The following is an 18,806-nucleotide window of genomic DNA, read 5'->3' on the forward strand; positions in this document are numbered from 1 at the left end:
AGTTCAGCAGGCTTTTTTCGTTTCGGGAGCAGGTATTTATTTGGCCGTGGGGAAATCACGCTCCAAGACAGCGTCCACCAAGGCTTGCGCGTTCTCAATCAATTGAGCCAGGGCCATGATCACGGGCGACTGCGTGCTGACTGGATCTTCGGCGCATTGGTAGGCGGATTGAAGGGCGGATGAGAGGGTTTCGGTGGCGTTTATAAGGGTTTCTTCGGTGCCGACATCATCGGCTACGCAAAAGATTTTGCGTGCATGCCCTTCGGTAGAATCAGCGGTGATCTTATTCATGATGTAACCCCAGCCAACGCAACCCTGCACGAAAACTGCCGAACCTGCACAACGTAAGTACCTGTTTCGGAAAAGCTTGGTAACCAGAACCCCACCAGGAACCTTGTGTGCATAAGCCTGCAAGCTAGCCTCAAAAGGTCGCCGCGGTGGCGACATACTGTCAAGGGTGCTGATATGCCAACGAGATATCGCGATGCGGTCACTGGTGAATACGTAACAGAGCAAGAGGCGAAGAGAAGACCAAGGGAAACGGTGAAGGAAACCGATAAAAAGCGCCCGGCAAAGCCGACGGCCAAGAAGTAGGATTAACAGATGAGAGCGACTGCCGTATGTCCAGACAGACTTGCCAATGAAACCCGACTGCTCCAATGTAATGACCAACGTCATTACACAAGGAGCTATCTCTTGGCATCTATCAACATCCGTATCGATGACGACCTGAAAGCTCGTGCCTACCTAGAGCTGGAGAAACTCGGTGTCACACCTTCTGAACTGATACGTCAGGCGTTGCAATATGTTGCCGAACGCGGCCAGTTGCCATTTAAGCCTGTGCTGATGACTGAAGAGGATGAAGCCTTGATGGCGACCGTACGTGAGCGTCTTGCATCGCCTCAACGCGTAAGGGTTTCTTTGGATGACCTATAGCCTTGATTTTGATGCGCGTGCATTGAAGGAATGGCAGAAACTCGGCGACACCCTCCGTCAGCAACTCAAGAAGAAGCTGGTCGAAGTCCTGAACAACCCACGTATTGAGGCTAACCGCCTACATGGGCTGCCTGACTGCTACAAGATCAAACTGCATAGCAGCGGATACAGGCTGGTGTATCAAGTGATAGATCAGGAAGTTACGGTGTTCGTGGTCGCCGTCGATAAACGTGAACGAGATCAGGCTTATCGCAAAGCGTCTGAGCGCCTTGTTCAGCGTTAGGCAGGACTACAACAATTCCCTGAAGCAGCCGTTAATAAAGGCTGAAAACGAAAAAGCCCCGCAGTTTATTCAGCTACGGGGCTTTTTCTATGTAATGGCGGAGAGATAGGGATTCGAACCCTAGGTACCGGTGAAGGTACAACGGATTTCGAATCCGTCCCATTCGGCCACTCTGGCATCTCTCCAACGGCGCGCATCATAACAGCATGATTGATGGATGCAAAGCGCCGAAGCGATTTTTTTCCGTGCTATCAGATGCTTGCGTCGATTACAGCGGTACGCCGAGGCGCTTGGCGACTTCTTCGTAGGCTTCGATCACGTCACCGAGGCCTTGGCGGAAGCGGTCTTTGTCCATCTTCTTCTTGGTGTCCTTGTCCCACAGGCGGCAACCATCCGGGCTGAACTCGTCGCCCAGGACGATGGAGCCGTCGTGGAACACGCCGAATTCGAGCTTGAAGTCCACCAGCAACAGGCCGGCGTCGTCGAACAGCTTGCTCAGCACGTCGTTGACCTTGAGGGACAACTCCTTCATGCGCGCCAGTTGCTCAGCGGTGCCCCAGCCGAACGCCACGACGTGGGATTCGTTGATGAACGGGTCGCCCTTGGCGTCGTCCTTCAGGAACAGTTCGAAGGTGTAAGGGTTGAGCTTGAGGCCCTCTTCCACGCCCAAACGCTTGACCAGGCTGCCGGCGGCGTAGTTACGCACGACGCATTCCACCGGGATCATGTCGAGCTTCTTGACCAGGCACTCGTTGTCGCCCAGCAGTTTGTCGAATTGGGTCGGGATACCGGCCGCTTCGAGTTTCTGCATGATGAAGGCGTTGAACTTGTTGTTCACCATGCCTTTGCGATCCAGCTGTTCGATGCGCTTGCCGTCGAACGCCGAGGTGTCGTTGCGAAACAGCAGGATCAGGCGGTTGGCGTCGTCGGTCTTGTATACCGACTTGGCTTTGCCGCGGTAGAGTTCTTCACGTTTTTCCATGATGGGCTCCGCTTTGAGTAAGGTGGGCTAGGCGATGTGTCGCCAGTCGAGCCCTGAATCTTGATCGGCCAGTTGCAGCCAGTCCGGGTCGCACCCGAGGGTGTCGACAAAACATTGCCGGGCAAGCGTCGGCAGGTTGTTCTTGCTGCTGAGGTGAGCCAGGACCAGGTGTTGCAGGTCTTGCCAGCCCAACTCATACACCAGGTATGCGGCCTGGTGGTTGTTCAAATGTCCCAGCTCGCCGCCCACCCGTTGCTTGAGAAAGTAAGGGTAGTGACCGCGTGCCAGTAGATCCCTGCAGTGGTTGGACTCGATCATCAAGGCATCGAGGTCCCGGTATCCGTCCAGCACCCTGGCGCAATAGGAACCCAGGTCGGTCAGCACGCCGAAACGCCGCTGGCCGTCACTGAATACGTATTGCGTGGGCTCCTGGGCATCGTGGGCAACCGCGACGACATTGATGCTCAGGGCACCGATTTGCAGTTGCTCGCCACCGGCCAGAAAACCTGCCGGCTCAATGGGTTTGCGCATCCCGCGCAACGTGCCGCGACTCAAGTACACCGGCAGATTGTAGCGCCGAGACAGCAAACCCACGCCATGCACATGGTCGGCATGTTCGTGGGTTACCAGAATCGCGCTCAGTTGCGTGGGGTGAACCCCCAGGCGCAACAGGCGCCGCTCGGTTTCCCGCAGGGAGAAACCACAATCGACCAGCACGTACGTGTCATCATGGGCGACCAGCGTACCGTTCCCTTGGCTACCGCTGCCGAGAACGGCAAAACGCATCGGATCAGCCCAGGTTGTCTTGAATCACGCCCAACACTTTGCGCGCTGTTTCAGCTGGCGCGACGGTGTTGATGTTCTTCTCGACGGTGACTTGCACGCTTTCGCCCACCTTGCTCAAACGAACCTGATAACGCTCGGCACGGGTTTCGATCTCTTCCTTGGTCGGCGCGCTGCCGAACAATTTGCCGAAGAAACCTGGCTCATCGTCTTTCTTCTCGGCCTTTTCAGCCACGTTGATGTAGTACAGGCCCAGGCTGCGGTTGATGTCTTCAACGCGCCAAGGGCCCTGCTCCAACGCACGGCCAACACTGGCCCAGGCACGGTCGAGGTCTTCACCCAGGTTCAGCACGACGTTACCGCTGCCGTCTTCGGTGAGGCTGACGCGGCTAGGGGTGTCGTAATCACGGGCGGCGAGCAGGGAAACGGAACCGCCCTTCTCGGAGATACGGCTCATGCTGGCCAGCATCTCGTCGACCAGCGCGGCGTCGACGCCGGTGTTAACCGAGCGCGGCGTGAAGTCGACGTCAGCCGTGCTGCCGGCAGGCCGCTCGGCGCTGACGACATAGACTTCGCTGGTATTGCGCTGCACGCCGGGCTCGATGCGCACACGCACACGGGCTTCGCTGTCGGCGGCTACACCGCCCGCCAGCAGGCGCTGGGCCATGTTGGCGGACAGCTCGCGACCTTGCTGCCATGCGGTGGTGAACTCACCGGTCTGCGGGCGTTGCTGGTCGAGGCGGAAACCGTTGTCCTGGAAGAACTGCACCGCCACCGGCCAGACTTCGGCAGGCGGACGCTGAGCCACGATCCAGCGGTTGTCGCCGCTTTTCTGCAGGCTGTAGTCGCTGGCATCGGCCACGGCCATAATCGGCTGTGGGCGTGGCACTACGTACTCACCCTTGACCGTGTCGTCGGCGACGTTGCGTGGAATCGGCAACAATGGGTCAAGGCGCTTGGCGACATTGACATCAGGCGGCAGTTGCATCGGTTTGGTTGCTTGCGCTTCCAGGTAATCGCTGCCGCGGTCACGGAAGTAGCCTTCCGGGCCCCATACCCAACCGCAGCCACTGGTGCTGGAGATAATCAAGGCAAGTGCGGAAAGTCCGGCCAATCGCTTCATGCGTAGTGCTTCCTCAATTAAACCAGGACGCCGGACTGGCGCAGGGCCTGTCGCAGCGGTTCGTGACAGGCTTCGCTGAGGGGGGTGAGCGGCAGACGGATACCGTCCGGCATCAGGCCCATCTCAAACAGCGCCCACTTCACGGGAATAGGATTGGATTCGATAAACAGTGTCTTGTTGAGCGGCATCAGCTTTTCGTGGATGGCGCGAGCGGTGGCTGCATCGCCCGCGATGGCGGCGGCACACATATCGCTCATGGCGCGCGGGGCCACGTTGGCGGTCACGGAGATATTGCCCTTGCCACCCAGCAGGATCAGCTCGACAGCGGTGGCGTCGTCACCGGAATACACCAGGAAGTCGCTGCTCACGCCGGCCAGGATGTCCTTGGCGCGTTGCAGGTCGCCAGTGGCTTCCTTGATGCCGATGATGTTCGGCACGGTGGACAGGCGGATCACGGTCTCGGCCTTCATGTCGCACGCGGTGCGACCCGGTACGTTGTAGAGGATCTGCGGGATCTGCACGGCTTCGGCGATGGCTTTGAAGTGCTGGTACAAGCCTTCCTGGGTCGGCTTGTTGTAGTACGGGGTTACCAGCAGGCAAGCGTCGGCGCCAGCCTTCTTGGCGTTCCTGGTCAGCTCGATCGCTTCACGCGTCGAGTTGGCGCCCGTACCGGCGATCACGGCAATGCGGCCCGCAACGCGCTTGACCACGAACTCGATCACCTGGATGTGCTCTTCCACATCGAGGGTGGCCGATTCACCTGTGGTGCCGACCGCCACAATGGCGTTGGTGCCCTCTTGCAGGTGGAAGTCCACCAGTTTGCCCAGGCTGTCCCAGTCGAGACGACCTTGTGCATCCATGGGTGTGACCAGTGCCACCATACTGCCCGCAATCATGCAACCGCTCCTGCCGGAAAAAGAGAGCCGTAATGGTACTGGCGCCAAGATGCTTGTACAAGCGAAGTACCGCGTGAGGATGCGTTCTGGCGCAACTAAACGTCGGGCAATGACATCATCGGGCCAAAGCACCACCCGAAGCCGGCTGATCACGCAATGAAAACGCCACCTCCTAGCCCTTGGCGACGCTTTTCGCTACCCTTGATCCTTTGATCGATACAGCCCACACGGTATCGACCGCTCATCGCTTTAGGAAGGCTGCATGTCCACCCCCACAGTTCGCGAACAATTCCTTGTTATCAGTGCCCTCGGCGCCAACCCCATGGAGCTGACCAACGTCCTGTGCCGCGCCAGCCATGAGAACCGCTGCGCCGTCGTGACCTCCCGCCTGACCCGCCACGGCGAGTGCAGTGCGCTGGTCCTGCAGATTTCTGGCTCCTGGGATGCCTTGGCACGCCTTGAAACCGGCCTGCCGGGCCTGGCCAAAAAGCACGACTTTACCGTCAACGTGGTACGCAGCGCCGCCCTGGAAAATCGCCCACAGGCTTTGCCTTACGTGGCCTATGTCAGCTCGGCCTACCGTTCGGACATCGTCAACGAGTTGTGCCAGTTCTTTATCGACCATAACGTCGAGCTGGAAAACCTGACCTGTGACACCTACCAGGCGCCACAAACCGGCGGCACCATGCTCAATGCCACCTTTACCGTGACCTTGCCGGCCGGCGTACAGATCAGTTGGCTGCGCGACCAGTTCCTCGATTTCGCCGATGCCCTGAACCTCGACGCCTTGATCGAACCATGGCGCCCACAGAACCCCATGTAAGGAAGTACCTCTCTATGCCGGTAGCCATCGACACACCCGTGGCCGATTTCGAGGCCCAGGCCACCAGCGGCCAGACCTTCAGCCTCGCGGCCCTCAAGGGCAAGCAAGTGGTGATCTACTTTTACCCGAAGGACAGCACCCCAGGCTGCACTACCGAAGGCCAAGGCTTTCGTGACCAGTACGCCGCATTCAAGGCCGCCAATACCGAAGTGTTCGGCGTGTCGCGTGACAGCGTGAAGTCCCACGAGAACTTCAAGGGCAAACAGGAATTTCCTTTCGAGCTGATCAGCGATAAGGACGAAGCGGTCTGCCAGCTGTTTGATGTGATCAAGTTGAAGAAGCTGTATGGCAAGGAATACCTGGGTGTGGATCGCAGCACATTCCTGATCGACAGCCAAGGCGTGCTGCGTCAGGAATGGCGCGGAGTGAAAGTGCCGGGGCATGTTGATGCCGTGTTGGCGGCAGCGCAGGCGCTGAATAAGGCCTGATTCTGCGTCGACAAGGCCGTCAGGCCTTGCGCAACCAATAACGGTACACACCCTCGGCGGCGTCTTCATGCTCCAGGGTGTGGCCGGCCAGCTTGGCAAAGGTGCGAAAATCACGCTGGGAGCCGGCGTCGGTGGCAGTCACCTTGAGCACGGCACCGCTGGCCATTTTATTGAGCTCCAGCTTGGCCTTGAGCAACGGCAAAGGGCAGTTAAGACCGCTGGCGTCGAGTTCGGCGTCACAGGCTACAGCGTCGGTCATGGTGCTACTCCAGGCAAACATTCGGGCCGCTTAGAATATCTGGTCCCAAGCTCAGTGTCCGGCTACAGTAAGCTCTTTGTCGAAAGGCTTTGTGCATGACTTTTTTGCGCCCTACCCTGCTGACGCTGGCCTGCCTGCTGGCCTCCCCGGCCTTTGCTGACGACCTGCCGTCACTTGGTGACGCCAGCTCTGCCATAGTCTCGCCGCAACAGGAATACCAATTGGGCCGCGCCTGGCTGGCCTACCTGCGCGGCCAGGTTTCGCAACTCAATGATCCGCAACTCAAGGATTACGTTGAAACCAGCGTGTACAAGTTGGTGGAGACCAGCCAGGTCAATGACCGGCGCCTGGAATTCATCCTGATCAACAGCCCACAGCTCAACGCCTTTGCGGCTCCCGGTGGGATCGTCGGGGTCAACGGCGGCCTGTTTCTCAATGCACAGACCGAAGGTGAATACGCGTCGGTACTGGCCCACGAACTGGCGCACTTGTCCCAGCGTCACTTCGCCCGAGGCGTGGAAGCGCAATCACGCATGCAACTGCCGATGATGGCCGCCCTGCTTGGCGGCATTATCGCCGCCGCTGCGGGTGCCGGCGATGCCGGTATCGCCGCGATTGCCGGCTCACAAGCCGCCGCGATCCAGGAACAGCGCCGCTTCTCTCGCCAGAACGAGCAAGAGGCCGACCGCATCGGCATCCTCAACCTGGAGAAAGCCGGCTACAACCCGCGCTCCATGCCCACGATGTTCGAACGGCTGATGCGCCAATACCGCTTCGACGCCAAGCCACCGGAGTTCCTGCTGACTCACCCGGTAACCGAATCGCGTATCGCCGACACCCGCAACCGCGCCGAACAAGCCAAACCTGGCGGCAAGGAAGACAGCCTGCGCTATCAACTGATTCGCGCACGGGTGCAGCTCAAGTACGAAGACACACCAGGTCTGGCCGCCAAGCGCTTCCAGGCGCAGCTGGATGAGAACCCTAAAAATGACGTTGCGCGTTATGGCCTGGCCATCGCTCAGATCAAGGGTACTCAACTCAAGGAAGCGCGGGAAAGCCTGGCGCCGCTGCTGGCCAAGGCGCCCAACGACATTACCTACAACCTGGCCCAAATCGAACTGGACATCACCAGCAACCGCATGCCGGATGCGCAGCAACGTACCGACCGCATGCTCACCCAGTACCCCAGCAACTACCCGCTGAACCAGGTGCGGGTAGACCTGCTGCTTAAACAGAACCGTACCGCCGATGCAGAAAAGGCACTGGATGGGCTGCTCAAGTCGCGACCGGACGATCCGGACGTGTGGTATCAGGTCGCCGAGACTCGCGGCTTGTCCGGCAACATCATTGGCCTGCATCAGGCTCGCGCCGAATATTTCGCATTGGTGGGGGATTTCCAGCAAGCCATCCAGCAGTTGGACTTTGCCAAGCGGCGCGCCGGCAATAACTTCCCGTTGTCCTCACGCATCGACGCCCGTCAGCGTGAGCTGATCGAACAGGAGCGCTTGGTGAAAGGCATGATGAGCTAAACCCGGCGCCCACAAAAAAGCCCCGCTGCCGTTAACTGGCAGCGGGGCTTTTTTATAGGTCTAGCGGATTACTCGGCCAGTTTGAAGGTGATGAAGCTGGCACGGCCTTGACGCAGGACGCGCATCGACACCGAGCGATTCTTCGGCAACGCCTTGGCGATGTCGGCGAATTCCTTGGTGGTATCGATTGCCTGGTTGTTCAAGTGGGTGATCACGTCACCCGGTTGCAGGCCGATCAAGGCGGCTGGGCCGTCCTGCACTTCCTTGATCACGACACCGCTTTGCAGGTCGAAGGTTTTCTTCTGCTCGGCGGTCAGTTCAACGACGGCGATACCCAGGCGGTTACTGCTGCGCTCGGCGCCTGGCTTGGCGTTGCCCAGGGCGTCCAGGGTCGCGCCTTCTTCCGGAATTGCCCCAACGGTCAGTTCGACGTTCTGGCGCTTGCCATCACGAATCACTTCCAGCTTGGCTTTGCCGCCGGCCTTGAGCGCGCCGACCAAGTGAGGCAAGTCCGCCGACATGATGATCGGCTGGCCGTTCATGCTCAGAATTACGTCACCGACTTTCAGGCCGCCCTTGGCCGCAGGGCCATTGTCCTGAATCTGCGCAACCAGGGCACCGGCCGGCTTGTCGAGACCGAAGGACTCAGCCAGGTCCTTGTTCACTTCCTGGATTACCACGCCCAACCAGCCGCGGCTGACCTTGCCGCCGCTTTTGAGTTGATTGGAGACGTCCATGGCCACATCGATCGGGATCGCGAAGGACACGCCCATGAAGCCACCGGAGCGGGTGTAGATCTGAGAGTTGATCCCCACCACTTCGCCGGCCAGGTTGAACAGCGGGCCACCGGAGTTACCCGGGTTGATCGGCACATCGGTCTGGATGAACGGTACGTAGTTTTCGTTTGGCAGGCTGCGACCGATGGCGCTGACGATGCCTTGGGTAACGGTGTGGTCAAAGCCGAACGGTGAACCGATCGCGACCACCCACTGACCGGCCTTCAGGTCCTGGGACTTACCCAGCTTAAGCACCGGCAAGTCCTTGCCATCGATTTTGAGCAAAGCCACGTCGGAACGTGGATCGGTGCCAATCAGCTTGGCCTTGAGTTCACTGCGGTCGGCCAGGCGCACGAGAATCTCGTCGGCATCGGCAATCACGTGGTTGTTGGTGAGGATGTATCCGTCAGGCGAAATGATGAAGCCGGAGCCCAGGGACTGGGCTTCGCGCTGACCACCGCCACCACGGGGAGAGCGAGGTTGGGGCATCCCGCGTTCGAAGAACTCGCGCAACATGGGCGGCAAGCCTTCCAGGTCGGGCATCTGCTGGTTCGAGACTTTGCGATCCGGCAGCTTCTGCGTGGTACTGATGTTCACCACGGCAGGCGAGGCCTGCTCCACCAGTTGGGTGAAGTCAGGCAGCTCGACCGCTTGCGCAGGTAAGGCCTGGCCCAGCACCAGCACTGTGGCGACTATGGATAAGTAAGACTTCAAACGTGGTATCGACATACAGCTCCCGTTACGACGAGCAGGGTTAAGCGACAGGGTTCAATAAACGCCGGATACTGCGAGCGGCATTTTTGTTCCGCGAACAAACAAGGCCAGAGCCATCAAACCCTGACCTATAAAAAACATGGGAAGTTTTTGCAAGTGAAAATGCTGATCCAGAGATTTCATACGCCCCGCACCCAACGAAATTCGGGCTCAGATTGAAAGAACAGGATGAACATAAGATTAACAATCTCAGGGCGTGGCGGCGGCCTTCTCACCACGTACCGACAACGCGATGCGCTCAGCAGTACCAATGGGAATTTCGCCCACTACCGTGACCATTATTTCGCCATCTACTGTATTCAAGCGCCGCGAGACTGCCACGGTCGGCCCAAGCTGAGCGCGGGTTTCATTCACATCGGCGCCATCGGCTAACTCAAGAAACACCGAAAAACGCGCAAGCCCATCGTCATACATCAGGCTGTCGACGGTAGATTTCGTTTGGGCATCTTTACGCGTAGCGCTGCTGATCTGTTGGAAACCAGGCGGTAGCCAGTCCAGATGCCACTTTTGCGTGGCAGACAACTCAGGTGCTTTAGCGGCGGACATCGTTACTGGCGAACAGTCGCTGCTGGGCTGCAAGTCCTGGTCAGAAGGAGTGGCCGAAGCATCCAGGCGGGTGAACTGAAAACGCTCCAACAACTGCCCTTGGTCATTTAGCAGCAAGGATTTAAGCGGCAGCGCAGTTTCACGGTCCAGGTGTAATTCAAACCCATAACGATAGGGATCACGGGGGCTGATCGACACAATCATCGCATGACGACCGGCCACGCGCGATTTGCCAATGACGGCCAGATCATAGAATGAAGTGAGTTTTTTTGGATCAAGAATACGCGAGGGTGCCTCAGCTGATTGACCGAGACCGGCAGCCAACGTGCCACTGACACATTGTGCCCGACCATCAACCCTGACCGCTTCCCGGGCGGAGCCGTCAAGTTGCAACAAGCGTTCACGAACATGACCATTCTGGACACGGTGCCAGATGTCATGGGTAGAAAAACTGCCGTTACGTTCGTAGACAAACGTACCTTCAAAGCTTTGCTGCTGCTCTGCACGCCCAAGTCGAGTCAGCCAGTCTTGGGCTTCATCGGCATGGGCGGATAGTGCAAACCAACTACTGAGCAAAAGCGTAAGGAGCGGTATGGCGCGCATAGGGCTCCTTAGCGAATCAGCGGTTTTCCTGGCTTGCTGCACGAGCGTATGGCAGAGCGCTGTCAGTGCCTTTGGCAGCCGATTCCTGCGCATGTTGACGCAGGTAGCCTGGAAGGCGCTGATCCTGCCAGCCGGATTGCCCCTGAAGTACACCATTAGCCATAGGGCCGGTGGTATCAGTGCTTTCCTTGTAGCCAGCCAGCACGGCCGGGCCTTTGACTTGCGGACCGGCCATGACCGGTTGCTGAGTCTGTTGGGCCAGCTCGTTGCCTGCGATCTCGTCCTGGTTGTACAGGCGAACGCCTGCCAATACAGCAACGGTCACCGAAGCGGCCACTGCCAGACGACCCAGGCTACGCCACGGACCACGCGAGGCTTTTGCCGGAACGGCTTCATCAGCCAGTGCAGCAGAAACGGCCGCAGCAATATCCAGACGAGGGATTAGGAGATCCTTGTGCATCACCGCCCGAGCGACTTGGTAACGAGACCAGGTATCACGGGTTTGGGCGTCATCAAATGCGTTAAGCACTCGACGAAGTTCCAGTTCATCCGCTTCGTTATCCATCACTGCGGACAGCGATTCCTGCAGGGCATCACGACTCATGGCGGTTCCTCTCTTGGCTGTCGCCGCTGTCTTTAGTTTTCCTGCAACAACGGTTGCAAGGCTTTGTCGATGGCTTCTCGGGCCCGGAAAATCCGCGACCTCACAGTCCCCACCGGACATTGCATGACGCTCGCAATGTCTTCGTAACTCAGACCATCGAATTCACGTAAAGTTAACGCCGTACGCAAATCTTCTGGCAGTTGCTGAATAGTGCGATGGACGGTTCCTTCGATCTCGTCGCGCAGCAATGCACGCTCCGGCGACTCGAGATCTTTTAGGCCGTGATCACCATCGTAGAATTCAGCATCTTCTGAACTGACATCACTGTCTGGTGGGCGGCGACCGCGTGACACCAGATAGTTTTTCGCCGTGTTGATGGCGATGCGGTATAGCCACGTGTAAAACGCACTGTCACCGCGGAAATTTCCAAGTGCACGGTAAGCCTTGATAAAGGCTTCCTGCGCAACGTCCTGCGCTTCATGGGTGTCGTGCACAAACCGCACGATCAACCCGAGAATTTTGTGCTGGTATTTCAGCACTAGCAGATCAAATGCTCGCTTATCACCGCGCTGTACGCGCTCGACCAGCTGCTGATCCTCTTCCTGGGTTAGCATGAACACTCCTCGTTGTACTTGAAGGAGGCTTGCATAACTAAACGATCAGGCTTGCAAACATAGACTCGGGCTTTTCGCAAAAGTTCTCCCCCTTCAAGCAAGTTTCCGGCATGCACTGATTTGGCACACACGAAAAACGCAGCACGGTCGGTGCCGGCTGCGCGAATAATCTTGTCGCCGGTTTCGTGACGCGTCCAATGCTCCCGACGGGCCAATAAACTCAACGTTTTCCCAGCTTTCGGGCAACCTGCTATTGAGTCGGGGCTTATGCAAAAAGTTCCCGTCCCGCTAACCGGCCGTTTCCCAAAGCTGCGCAGCATAATCTCACAATGCCACGAAGGCGTGGCTATTGTGCCGCTCCACCCCTCTATATACTAGTGGCCCGTGTGACCCTTTGATTCGCCGATCCAGGCGTACTGTTTGCGCCCCCCTTTGGATCGCTTTTTGCGGAATCCGTCAAATGAGCCAACAGTTTCAACACGATGTCCTCGTAATCGGCAGCGGCGCCGCCGGCTTGAGCCTGGCCCTGACCCTGCCCAGCCATTTGCGTATAGCGGTTTTGAGCAAAGGCGACCTGGCCAACGGCTCGACCTTCTGGGCCCAGGGCGGTGTTGCTGCGGTGCTGGATGACACCGACACCGTGCAATCCCACGTCGAAGACACCCTTAACGCCGGCGGGGGCCTGTGCAACGAAGACGCCGTGCGCTTCACCGTCGAGCACAGCCGGGAAGCCATCCAATGGTTGATCGACCAAGGTGTGCCTTTCACCCGCGATGAACATGCCGGCAGCGACGACGGTGGCTTTGAGTTCCACCTGACCCGTGAAGGCGGCCACAGCCATCGCCGAATCATTCACGCTGCCGATGCCACCGGGGCCGCGATTTTCAAGACCCTGCTCGACCAGGCCCGCCAACGTCCAAATATCCAATTGCTGGAGCAGCGCGTCGCCGTCGACCTGATCACCGAAAAACGCCTGGGCCTGCCGGGCGAACGCTGCCTGGGCGCCTACGTACTCAACCGCACCAGCGGTGAAGTCGATACCTATGGCGCACGCTTCACCATTCTCGCCTCGGGCGGCGCCGCCAAGGTCTACCTCTATACCAGCAACCCCGACGGTGCCTGCGGCGACGGCATTGCGATGGCCTGGCGCTCGGGCTGCCGGGTCGCCAACCTGGAGTTCAACCAATTCCACCCCACGTGCCTGTACCACCCGCAGGCCAAGAGCTTCCTGATCACCGAAGCCCTGCGCGGCGAAGGCGCACATTTGAAGCTGCCCAATGGCGAACGCTTCATGCAGCGCTTCGACCCACGCGCCGAGCTGGCACCACGCGATATCGTCGCCCGCGCCATCGACCACGAAATGAAGCGCCTGGGTATCGACTGCGTGTACCTGGACATCAGCCACAAGCCCGAAGCCTTCATCAAGACCCACTTCCCGACCGTCTACGAACGCTGCCTGACCTTCAACATCGACATCACCAAGGGCCCGATCCCCGTGGTACCGGCCGCGCACTACACCTGCGGTGGCGTGATGGTCGATCAGCATGGCCGCACCGACGTGCCGGGCCTGTATGCCATCGGCGAAACCAGCTTCACCGGCCTGCACGGCGCTAACCGCATGGCCAGCAATTCATTGCTTGAATGCTTCGTGTATGCGCGCTCGGCGGCAGCGGACATTCTTGAGCAACTGCCGCGCATCCCGGTACCGGCCGCCCTGCCCCGCTGGGACGCGAGCCAGGTCACCGATTCGGACGAGGATGTGATCATCGCCCACAACTGGGACGAGCTGCGGCGCTTCATGTGGGACTATGTGGGCATCGTGCGCACCAACAAACGCCTGCAACGGGCGCAACATCGGGTGCGCTTGCTGCTGGATGAGATCGACGAGTTCTATAGCAACTATAAGGTCAGCCGCGACCTGATCGAGTTGCGCAACCTGGCCCAAGTGGCCGAGCTGATGATCCGGTCCGCCATGGAGCGCAAGGAAAGCCGCGGCCTGCATTACACCCTCGACTACCCACAGATGCTGCCCGAAGCCCGGGACACTATCCTGGTGCCAACCACCTACGGCGGCTGAACTTCAGGCGTACCCGCAGGCGCCGATGCACATCGGTGGCCTGCGCATCCTTTGGCACGCAGATGGACCGCACTCGCCGTTCACCCTGCACTCGGTAACGCAACACCACGATCAGCGGCAACGCCAGGCTGTCGGGCCGCAGCTGCACTGGGTGCCACCCGCGTGCGGCGCTCCATAATTGCCAACCATCGTCGTCACGGCGCAGGCCACGAATCGACGAACGGTGAGTGAGCAGGATTTGCCGCGGCAATACCCAGGCACAATGAGCCAGACATAGCAGGATGCCCAGGCTTGAGTAAGGCAGGTTTAGAACCAGCAGGCTGCCCAGCGCGACCAGTTGGGCAAGCACATAGGCCGCCAGCAACAGCCGCGAGGCCTGCCAGCGGCATTCGAAACGATTATTTGGGCTGGACACGATCCAGGATCATCCGAACCATGCGCTGCAGCTCCGGGTCTTCGGATTCGGCGCGCTCCATGAACCAGCCAAACATGTCCTGGTCTTCGCACTCGAGCAACCTGACGTAGAGGTCGCGGTCCACCTGATTGAGCGTCGCGTATACCTCTTTGGTGAAAGGCACCAGCAACACATCCAGCTCCAGCATACCGCGACGGCTGTGCCAGTAGAGGCGATTGATTTCTACATCTTCGACCATGGAGCCCTCCTAAAATAGAGCGCAAGTATACAGCCCCGACGACACTGGAACAGTCGGCTTTGGTCGCCCTATATGGAAACTATGCATTTGCCGGACGCCCCTCTATGATGCACCCATGACTTTTTGACCTGCGATGACCCATGGCTGACTCCGCTTTTTTCTGCTCCCTGTCCCACGAAGGCGTTCTCGCCGTCCGCGGCTCTGATGCTGCCAAGTTCCTGCAGGGCCAACTGACCTGCAACCTCAATTACCTGAGTGATACCCAGGCCAGCCTGGGCGCGCGCTGCACGCAAAAAGGCCGGATGCAGTCGAGCTTCCGCATCCTGCTGCAGGGTGATGGCGTGCTCCTGGCCATGGCCACCGAGTTGCTTGAGCCGCAGTTGGCGGATTTGAAAAAGTACGCGGTGTTCTCCAAATCCAAGCTCACCGACGAAAGCGCTGCCTGGGCGCGCTTCGGCCTGGCGAACGCAGACGCGGCCCTGAGCGCCCTGGGCCTCGCGCTGCCGGTCGAGACCGATAGCGTGGCGCGCAACGAGGCATCGATTGCCGTCCGCGTTTCCCCGGGCCGGGCCGAACTCTGGGTACCTGCCGAACACGCCGACGCCGTGCGCAGCCAATTGGCCGCGCAGTTGCAACAGGCTGACTTGAATGCCTGGTTGCTTGGCCAGATCCGTGCCGGTATCGGCCAGGTGATGCCCCAGACGCGCGAGCTGTTCATTCCGCAGATGCTCAACCTGCAGGCTGTGGGCGGCGTCAGCTTCAAGAAAGGCTGCTACACCGGCCAGGAAATCGTCGCGCGCATGCAGTACCTGGGCAAACTCAAGCGGCGCCTGTATCGCCTGAGCCTGGAGGCCAACGAGCTTCCCGAGCCAGGCACTCCGTTATTTTCCCCGAGCCATAACAGCGCGATCGGCGAAGTGGTCATCGCAGCAAAAGCCGACCAGTCGATTGAACTTCTCGCCGTGCTGCAAGCCGAAGCTGCCGACAGTGGCGACGTGCGCTTGGGCACCCTCGAGGGCCCGGGCTTGAATCTGCTTGACCTACCCTACCAACTGGACCGTGACCGCGAGATCCAGCGTTAATCGCCGTACTTTTTGCAGCACCCTAGAGAGCATGAATGAACAAGCTGGCGGAAAAAGTCCAACAAGCGTTGGTAACGGCCATCGACAACGATGACCTGGTTCTGCCGACATTGCCGGAGGTGGCCCTGAAAATTCGCCAGGCCGCCGAAGACCCGGACATCAGCATCAGCCACCTGAGCAAAGTGATCAGTCGTGACACGGCCCTGTCGGCGCGCCTGATCAAAGTGGTCAACAGCCCGCTGCTACGGGCCAGCCAGGAAGTCACCGACCTGCACACCGCCATCACCCGGCTCGGTACCAACTACAGCAGCAACCTGGCTATCGGCCTGGTGATGGAGCAGATCTTCCACGCCCGCTCAGAGGTGGTCGAACAGAAAATGCGCGACGTGTGGCGCCGCAGCCTGGAGGTGGCGGGCGTGAGCTACGCCTTGTGCCGTCGCCACAGCCAGCTCAAGCCAGACCAGGCGGCGCTGGGTGGCCTGGTGCATCAGATCGGCGTGCTGCCGATCCTCACGTATGCCGAGGATCACTATGAGCTGCTGGCCGACCCTGTCAGCCTCAACCACGTCATCGACAGCATCCACCCGGTGCTGGGGGACAAGCTGCTGCGGGTCTGGGACTTCCCTGAGATGCTGGTGAACGTGCCGGGCCAATACCTTGACCTGACACGCGACTCTGCAAGCCTGGACTACGTCGACCTGGTGCAGGTCGCCGCGCTGTACTGCCACCGCGGCACCGACCACCCTCTGGGAACCGTGCCGATTACCGCCTTGCCGGCCCTCATGAAGTTGCGCATAGACCTGCACAGCGACGCCCTGCGCAGTGAACTGGACGAAGCGCGCTCGATGTTTTACTGATCAACCCGCGATAAAACTCACGCGTACCTTTAGCCCCGCCAGCTCGCCATCATGCAGGCTGATCTGCGCCAGGTGCGCACGGCAAATCTCCCCGACAATCGCAAGCCCCAAGCCCGACCCCATGCCCTGCTGGCTGCGTCGATAAAAGCGTTCGAACACCCGGTCCCGCTCATCCAGTGGGATGCCTGGGCCGTCATCCTCGACTTCCAGCACCGCTGGGGCCTTCACTCGCAGAATGACGTTGCCGCCGGGCGGGGTATGGGCCAAGGCGTTATCCACCAGGTTGCTCAGCAGCTCATTCAACAGCGTTGGTTCGCCGCGCAGCCATACCGGCTCGTCGGCCTCCAGCGCCAGGGCCACGCCCCGCGCATGGGCCAGCGGCGCCATGGCCATACCGAGCTCACGGGCCAATTGGCTTAAATCGAGCAGTTGCGCACCGCCTTCGGCAATGGCGCGGGCACCGTTTTCGATGCGGGCCAGGGACAACAATTGATTCGCCAGGTGCGTCAGGCGGTCGGTGCCCTGGGCGGCCGTTTCCAGGGTGCTGCGCCAGGTGGCCGGTTCTTCGGCACGCAGGCCCAGTTCCAGCCTTGCCTTGAGCGCCGCCAGGGGTGTGCGCAGCTCGTGGGCAGCGTCGGCAATAAACTGCGCCTGGCGCTCGAACTGCCCGCGCAAACGTTCGGTGAAATGGTTGAGCGAGCGCACCAGTGGGCCGAACTCATCCTGAACTTCCACTAATGGCAGAGGCCGCAGGTCATCAGGCTGGCGCTCTTCCACCGCCGTACGCAGGCGTTCCAGCGGGCGCAGTGCGGCGCTCACCGCGAACCACACCAGCAATAACGCACCGATGGCGAGCATGCCCAGACGCAGCAGTGTATCGGCCATCAGGCTGCGGGCCATGGCCACCCGGGCTTCGTCGGTCTCCGCAACACGAATTTCGGCCATGCCGTTCATGTTCGGTTCCGAGACGGCCTTGAGCAGGCTCACCACGCGAACATGCTGGCCCAGGTACATGGCGTTATAGAACCGCGCCAAGGCTGGATAATCGTCGGTGCGGGGCGTGCCGGGCGGCGGGCCAGGCAGGTTTTCGTAACCGGAAATCAGTTTCTGATCAATATCATTGACTTGGTAATAAATGCGCCCGGCACTGTCGTAGGCAAAAGTGTCCAAGGCCACATAGGGCACATTGGCGCTGAGGGTGCCGTCCACCTGGGTCAAGCCGGCGGCAATGGTGCGTGCCGAGGCCAGCAGCGTGCGGTCATAAGCGGTGTCGGCGGCTTCGCGACCGTTCCAATAAGCGCTCATGCCGCTGGCGAGCATCAACAACACCAGCAATAACGCAAGGTTGCACAGCAAGCGCCAGCGCAGGCTGCTGGGCTTATGCATCACGGGCTTCCAGCAAATAGCCAAGGCCCCGGAAGGTGACGATGGCGATGGGTTGGCCATCGAGCTTCTTGCGCAGGCGATGCACGTAGATTTCGATGGCGTCGGGGCTGGCCTCCTCGTCCAGGCCGAATACCTGGGACGCCAATTGTTCCTTGCTCATCACGCGCCCCGGCCGGGCGATCAACGCTTCGAGCACCGCTTGTTCTCGGGAGGTCAAGGTCATCAGCTCGCCTGCGACCGTGAAGCGCCGGGTGTCGAGGTCGTACACCAGCACACCGCAGGTTTGCTGACGCTCGCCGCCCAGCACGCTGCGCCGCAACAGTGCCTTGACCCGTGCTTCGAGTTCCGTGAGTTCAAACGGTTTGGCCAGGTAGTCATCGGCGCCCAGGTTCAGGCCGTGCACGCGGTCTTTTACATCACTGCGAGCAGTCAGCATCAGCACCGGCAGGTTTTTTCCACGTGCCCGCAAACGTGCGAGCACCTCGAAACCATCCAGGCGCGGCAACCCTACGTCCAGGATCACCGCGGCGTATTCCTCGCTGCTCAAGGCCAGGTCCGCCGCCACGCCGTCATGCAACACATCAACGGTCAAACCCATGCTCTTGAGCGCTTGGGCCACGCTTTCGGCGAGCTGCAAATGGTCTTCAACCAGGAGGACACGCATGGATTTCTACCTCGTTCAGGGGTGGTCGACGCCACGCTTTACCCGGCAGTTTACAGCCGCAACCTGGC

The 18,806-nt window shown here is 59.7% G+C and carries 22 protein-coding genes and 1 tRNA gene; 8 read left to right on the forward strand and 15 right to left on the reverse strand.

Annotated elements, in window-relative coordinates; genetic code table 11:
* Positions 1 to 36: 36 nt before the first annotated feature.
* Complete coding sequence (locus tag BT204_RS11075; protein WP_019818461.1) at positions 37 to 291, reverse strand: DUF6124 family protein; 255 nt, start codon at positions 289 to 291, stop codon at positions 37 to 39.
* 405 nt (positions 292 to 696) lie between these two features.
* Here BT204_RS11075 and BT204_RS11085 point away from each other — a divergent pair, with 405 nt between their 5' ends.
* Positions 697 to 936, forward strand: coding sequence for a type II toxin-antitoxin system RelB/DinJ family antitoxin (locus tag BT204_RS11085; protein WP_014717442.1), 240 nt, complete (start codon positions 697 to 699; stop codon positions 934 to 936).
* On the forward strand, positions 926 to 1,219 hold the full coding sequence (locus BT204_RS11090) for a type II toxin-antitoxin system RelE family toxin (protein ID WP_034126587.1): 294 nt from the start codon (positions 926 to 928) through the stop codon (positions 1,217 to 1,219). Before BT204_RS11085 ends, BT204_RS11090 begins: the two co-directional genes overlap by 11 nt.
* A 95-nt stretch (positions 1,220 to 1,314) precedes the next feature.
* Here BT204_RS11090 and BT204_RS11095 read toward each other — a convergent pair.
* The 5 genes from BT204_RS11095 to dapA form a co-directional block, all read right to left on the reverse strand.
* Positions 1,315 to 1,404 (reverse strand) — tRNA-Ser (locus BT204_RS11095).
* Between the two features lie 83 nt (positions 1,405 to 1,487).
* The gene (gene purC, locus BT204_RS11100) at positions 1,488 to 2,201 is read right to left on the reverse strand and encodes a phosphoribosylaminoimidazolesuccinocarboxamide synthase (protein ID WP_027604309.1); all 714 of its coding nucleotides are present in this window, start codon (positions 2,199 to 2,201) and stop codon (positions 1,488 to 1,490) included.
* 27 nt (positions 2,202 to 2,228) lie between these two features.
* Positions 2,229 to 2,987 carry an MBL fold metallo-hydrolase gene (locus BT204_RS11105; RefSeq protein ID WP_054897606.1) on the reverse strand — a complete coding sequence of 253 codons (759 nt, stop codon included), beginning with the start codon at positions 2,985 to 2,987 and terminating at the stop codon, positions 2,229 to 2,231.
* A 4-nt stretch (positions 2,988 to 2,991) separates the two neighbouring features.
* Positions 2,992 to 4,107, reverse strand: coding sequence for an outer membrane protein assembly factor BamC (gene bamC / locus BT204_RS11110; RefSeq protein WP_032892980.1), 1,116 nt, complete (start codon positions 4,105 to 4,107; stop codon positions 2,992 to 2,994).
* Between the two features lie 17 nt (positions 4,108 to 4,124).
* Complete coding sequence (dapA, locus tag BT204_RS11115) at positions 4,125 to 5,003, reverse strand: 4-hydroxy-tetrahydrodipicolinate synthase (RefSeq protein WP_054897607.1); 879 nt, start codon at positions 5,001 to 5,003, stop codon at positions 4,125 to 4,127.
* A 262-nt stretch (positions 5,004 to 5,265) separates the two neighbouring features.
* On the opposite strand from dapA, the gene BT204_RS11120 reads away from it, so the two are divergent.
* Positions 5,266 to 5,826 (forward strand): glycine cleavage system transcriptional repressor, encoded by a 561-nt coding sequence (locus BT204_RS11120; RefSeq protein ID WP_003189463.1) that lies wholly within the window; start codon positions 5,266 to 5,268, stop codon positions 5,824 to 5,826.
* A gap of 14 nt (positions 5,827 to 5,840) precedes the next feature.
* Positions 5,841 to 6,314: a peroxiredoxin gene (locus BT204_RS11125; RefSeq protein ID WP_003189461.1), complete on the forward strand. Its 474-nt coding sequence runs from the start codon at positions 5,841 to 5,843 to the stop codon at positions 6,312 to 6,314.
* 19 nt (positions 6,315 to 6,333) lie between these two features.
* Here BT204_RS11125 and BT204_RS11130 read toward each other — a convergent pair whose 3' ends face one another.
* Positions 6,334 to 6,573: a sulfurtransferase TusA family protein gene (locus tag BT204_RS11130; RefSeq protein ID WP_014717366.1), complete on the reverse strand. Its 240-nt coding sequence runs from the start codon at positions 6,571 to 6,573 to the stop codon at positions 6,334 to 6,336.
* A gap of 95 nt (positions 6,574 to 6,668) precedes the next feature.
* Here BT204_RS11130 and BT204_RS11135 point away from each other — a divergent pair, with 95 nt between their 5' ends.
* The gene (locus BT204_RS11135; RefSeq protein ID WP_072446821.1) at positions 6,669 to 8,102 is read left to right on the forward strand and encodes a M48 family metalloprotease; all 1,434 of its coding nucleotides are present in this window, start codon (positions 6,669 to 6,671) and stop codon (positions 8,100 to 8,102) included.
* A 68-nt stretch (positions 8,103 to 8,170) separates the two neighbouring features.
* Here BT204_RS11135 and BT204_RS11140 read toward each other — a convergent pair whose 3' ends face one another.
* From BT204_RS11140 to rpoE, 4 genes are all read right to left on the reverse strand, one after another.
* Positions 8,171 to 9,607: a DegQ family serine endoprotease gene (locus BT204_RS11140; protein WP_014717365.1), complete on the reverse strand. Its 1,437-nt coding sequence runs from the start codon at positions 9,605 to 9,607 to the stop codon at positions 8,171 to 8,173.
* Between the two features lie 234 nt (positions 9,608 to 9,841).
* Positions 9,842 to 10,801 carry a MucB/RseB C-terminal domain-containing protein gene (locus tag BT204_RS11145; RefSeq protein WP_072446823.1) on the reverse strand — a complete coding sequence of 320 codons (960 nt, stop codon included), beginning with the start codon at positions 10,799 to 10,801 and terminating at the stop codon, positions 9,842 to 9,844.
* Positions 10,802 to 10,817: 16 nt separating this feature from the next.
* On the reverse strand, positions 10,818 to 11,405 hold the full coding sequence (locus tag BT204_RS11150) for a sigma-E factor negative regulatory protein (protein WP_072446825.1): 588 nt from the start codon (positions 11,403 to 11,405) through the stop codon (positions 10,818 to 10,820).
* Between the two features lie 32 nt (positions 11,406 to 11,437).
* Complete coding sequence (gene rpoE, locus BT204_RS11155) at positions 11,438 to 12,019, reverse strand: RNA polymerase sigma factor RpoE/AlgU (protein WP_003172477.1); 582 nt, start codon at positions 12,017 to 12,019, stop codon at positions 11,438 to 11,440.
* Positions 12,020 to 12,479: 460 nt separating this feature from the next.
* On the opposite strand from rpoE, the gene nadB reads away from it, so the two are divergent.
* Positions 12,480 to 14,096: an L-aspartate oxidase gene (gene nadB, locus BT204_RS11160; RefSeq protein ID WP_054897610.1), complete on the forward strand. Its 1,617-nt coding sequence runs from the start codon at positions 12,480 to 12,482 to the stop codon at positions 14,094 to 14,096.
* On the opposite strand, the gene BT204_RS11165 is transcribed toward nadB, so the two are convergent.
* Together BT204_RS11165 and BT204_RS11170 are read right to left on the reverse strand one after the other, a co-directional pair.
* The gene (locus tag BT204_RS11165; protein WP_072446827.1) at positions 14,065 to 14,511 is read right to left on the reverse strand and encodes a protein YgfX; all 447 of its coding nucleotides are present in this window, start codon (positions 14,509 to 14,511) and stop codon (positions 14,065 to 14,067) included. The genes nadB and BT204_RS11165 overlap by 32 nt on opposite strands.
* Complete coding sequence (locus BT204_RS11170; RefSeq protein WP_003189444.1) at positions 14,495 to 14,749, reverse strand: FAD assembly factor SdhE; 255 nt, start codon at positions 14,747 to 14,749, stop codon at positions 14,495 to 14,497. Before BT204_RS11170 ends, BT204_RS11165 begins: the two co-directional genes overlap by 17 nt.
* A 140-nt stretch (positions 14,750 to 14,889) precedes the next feature.
* Here BT204_RS11170 and BT204_RS11175 point away from each other — a divergent pair, with 140 nt between their 5' ends.
* Both BT204_RS11175 and BT204_RS11180 read left to right on the forward strand, forming a co-directional pair.
* A complete protein-coding gene (locus BT204_RS11175) occupies positions 14,890 to 15,831 on the forward strand; it encodes a CAF17-like 4Fe-4S cluster assembly/insertion protein YgfZ (RefSeq protein ID WP_057975661.1) in 942 nt (313 codons plus the stop codon).
* A 35-nt stretch (positions 15,832 to 15,866) separates the two neighbouring features.
* Entirely contained in the window at positions 15,867 to 16,688 is an 822-nt protein-coding gene (locus BT204_RS11180; protein ID WP_034126564.1) for an HDOD domain-containing protein, read from the forward strand.
* On the opposite strand, the gene BT204_RS11185 is transcribed toward BT204_RS11180, so the two are convergent.
* A complete protein-coding gene (locus BT204_RS11185; RefSeq protein WP_054897613.1) occupies positions 16,689 to 18,074 on the reverse strand; it encodes a sensor histidine kinase in 1,386 nt (461 codons plus the stop codon).
* Complete coding sequence (locus BT204_RS11190; RefSeq protein ID WP_014717358.1) at positions 18,067 to 18,738, reverse strand: response regulator; 672 nt, start codon at positions 18,736 to 18,738, stop codon at positions 18,067 to 18,069. Before BT204_RS11190 ends, BT204_RS11185 begins: the two co-directional genes overlap by 8 nt.
* Between the last annotated feature and the right edge of the window lie 68 nt (positions 18,739 to 18,806).

This window comes from Pseudomonas sp. NFPP02, from assembly GCF_900119355.1.
Lineage (GTDB): Bacteria > Pseudomonadota > Gammaproteobacteria > Pseudomonadales > Pseudomonadaceae > Aquipseudomonas > Aquipseudomonas paracarnis.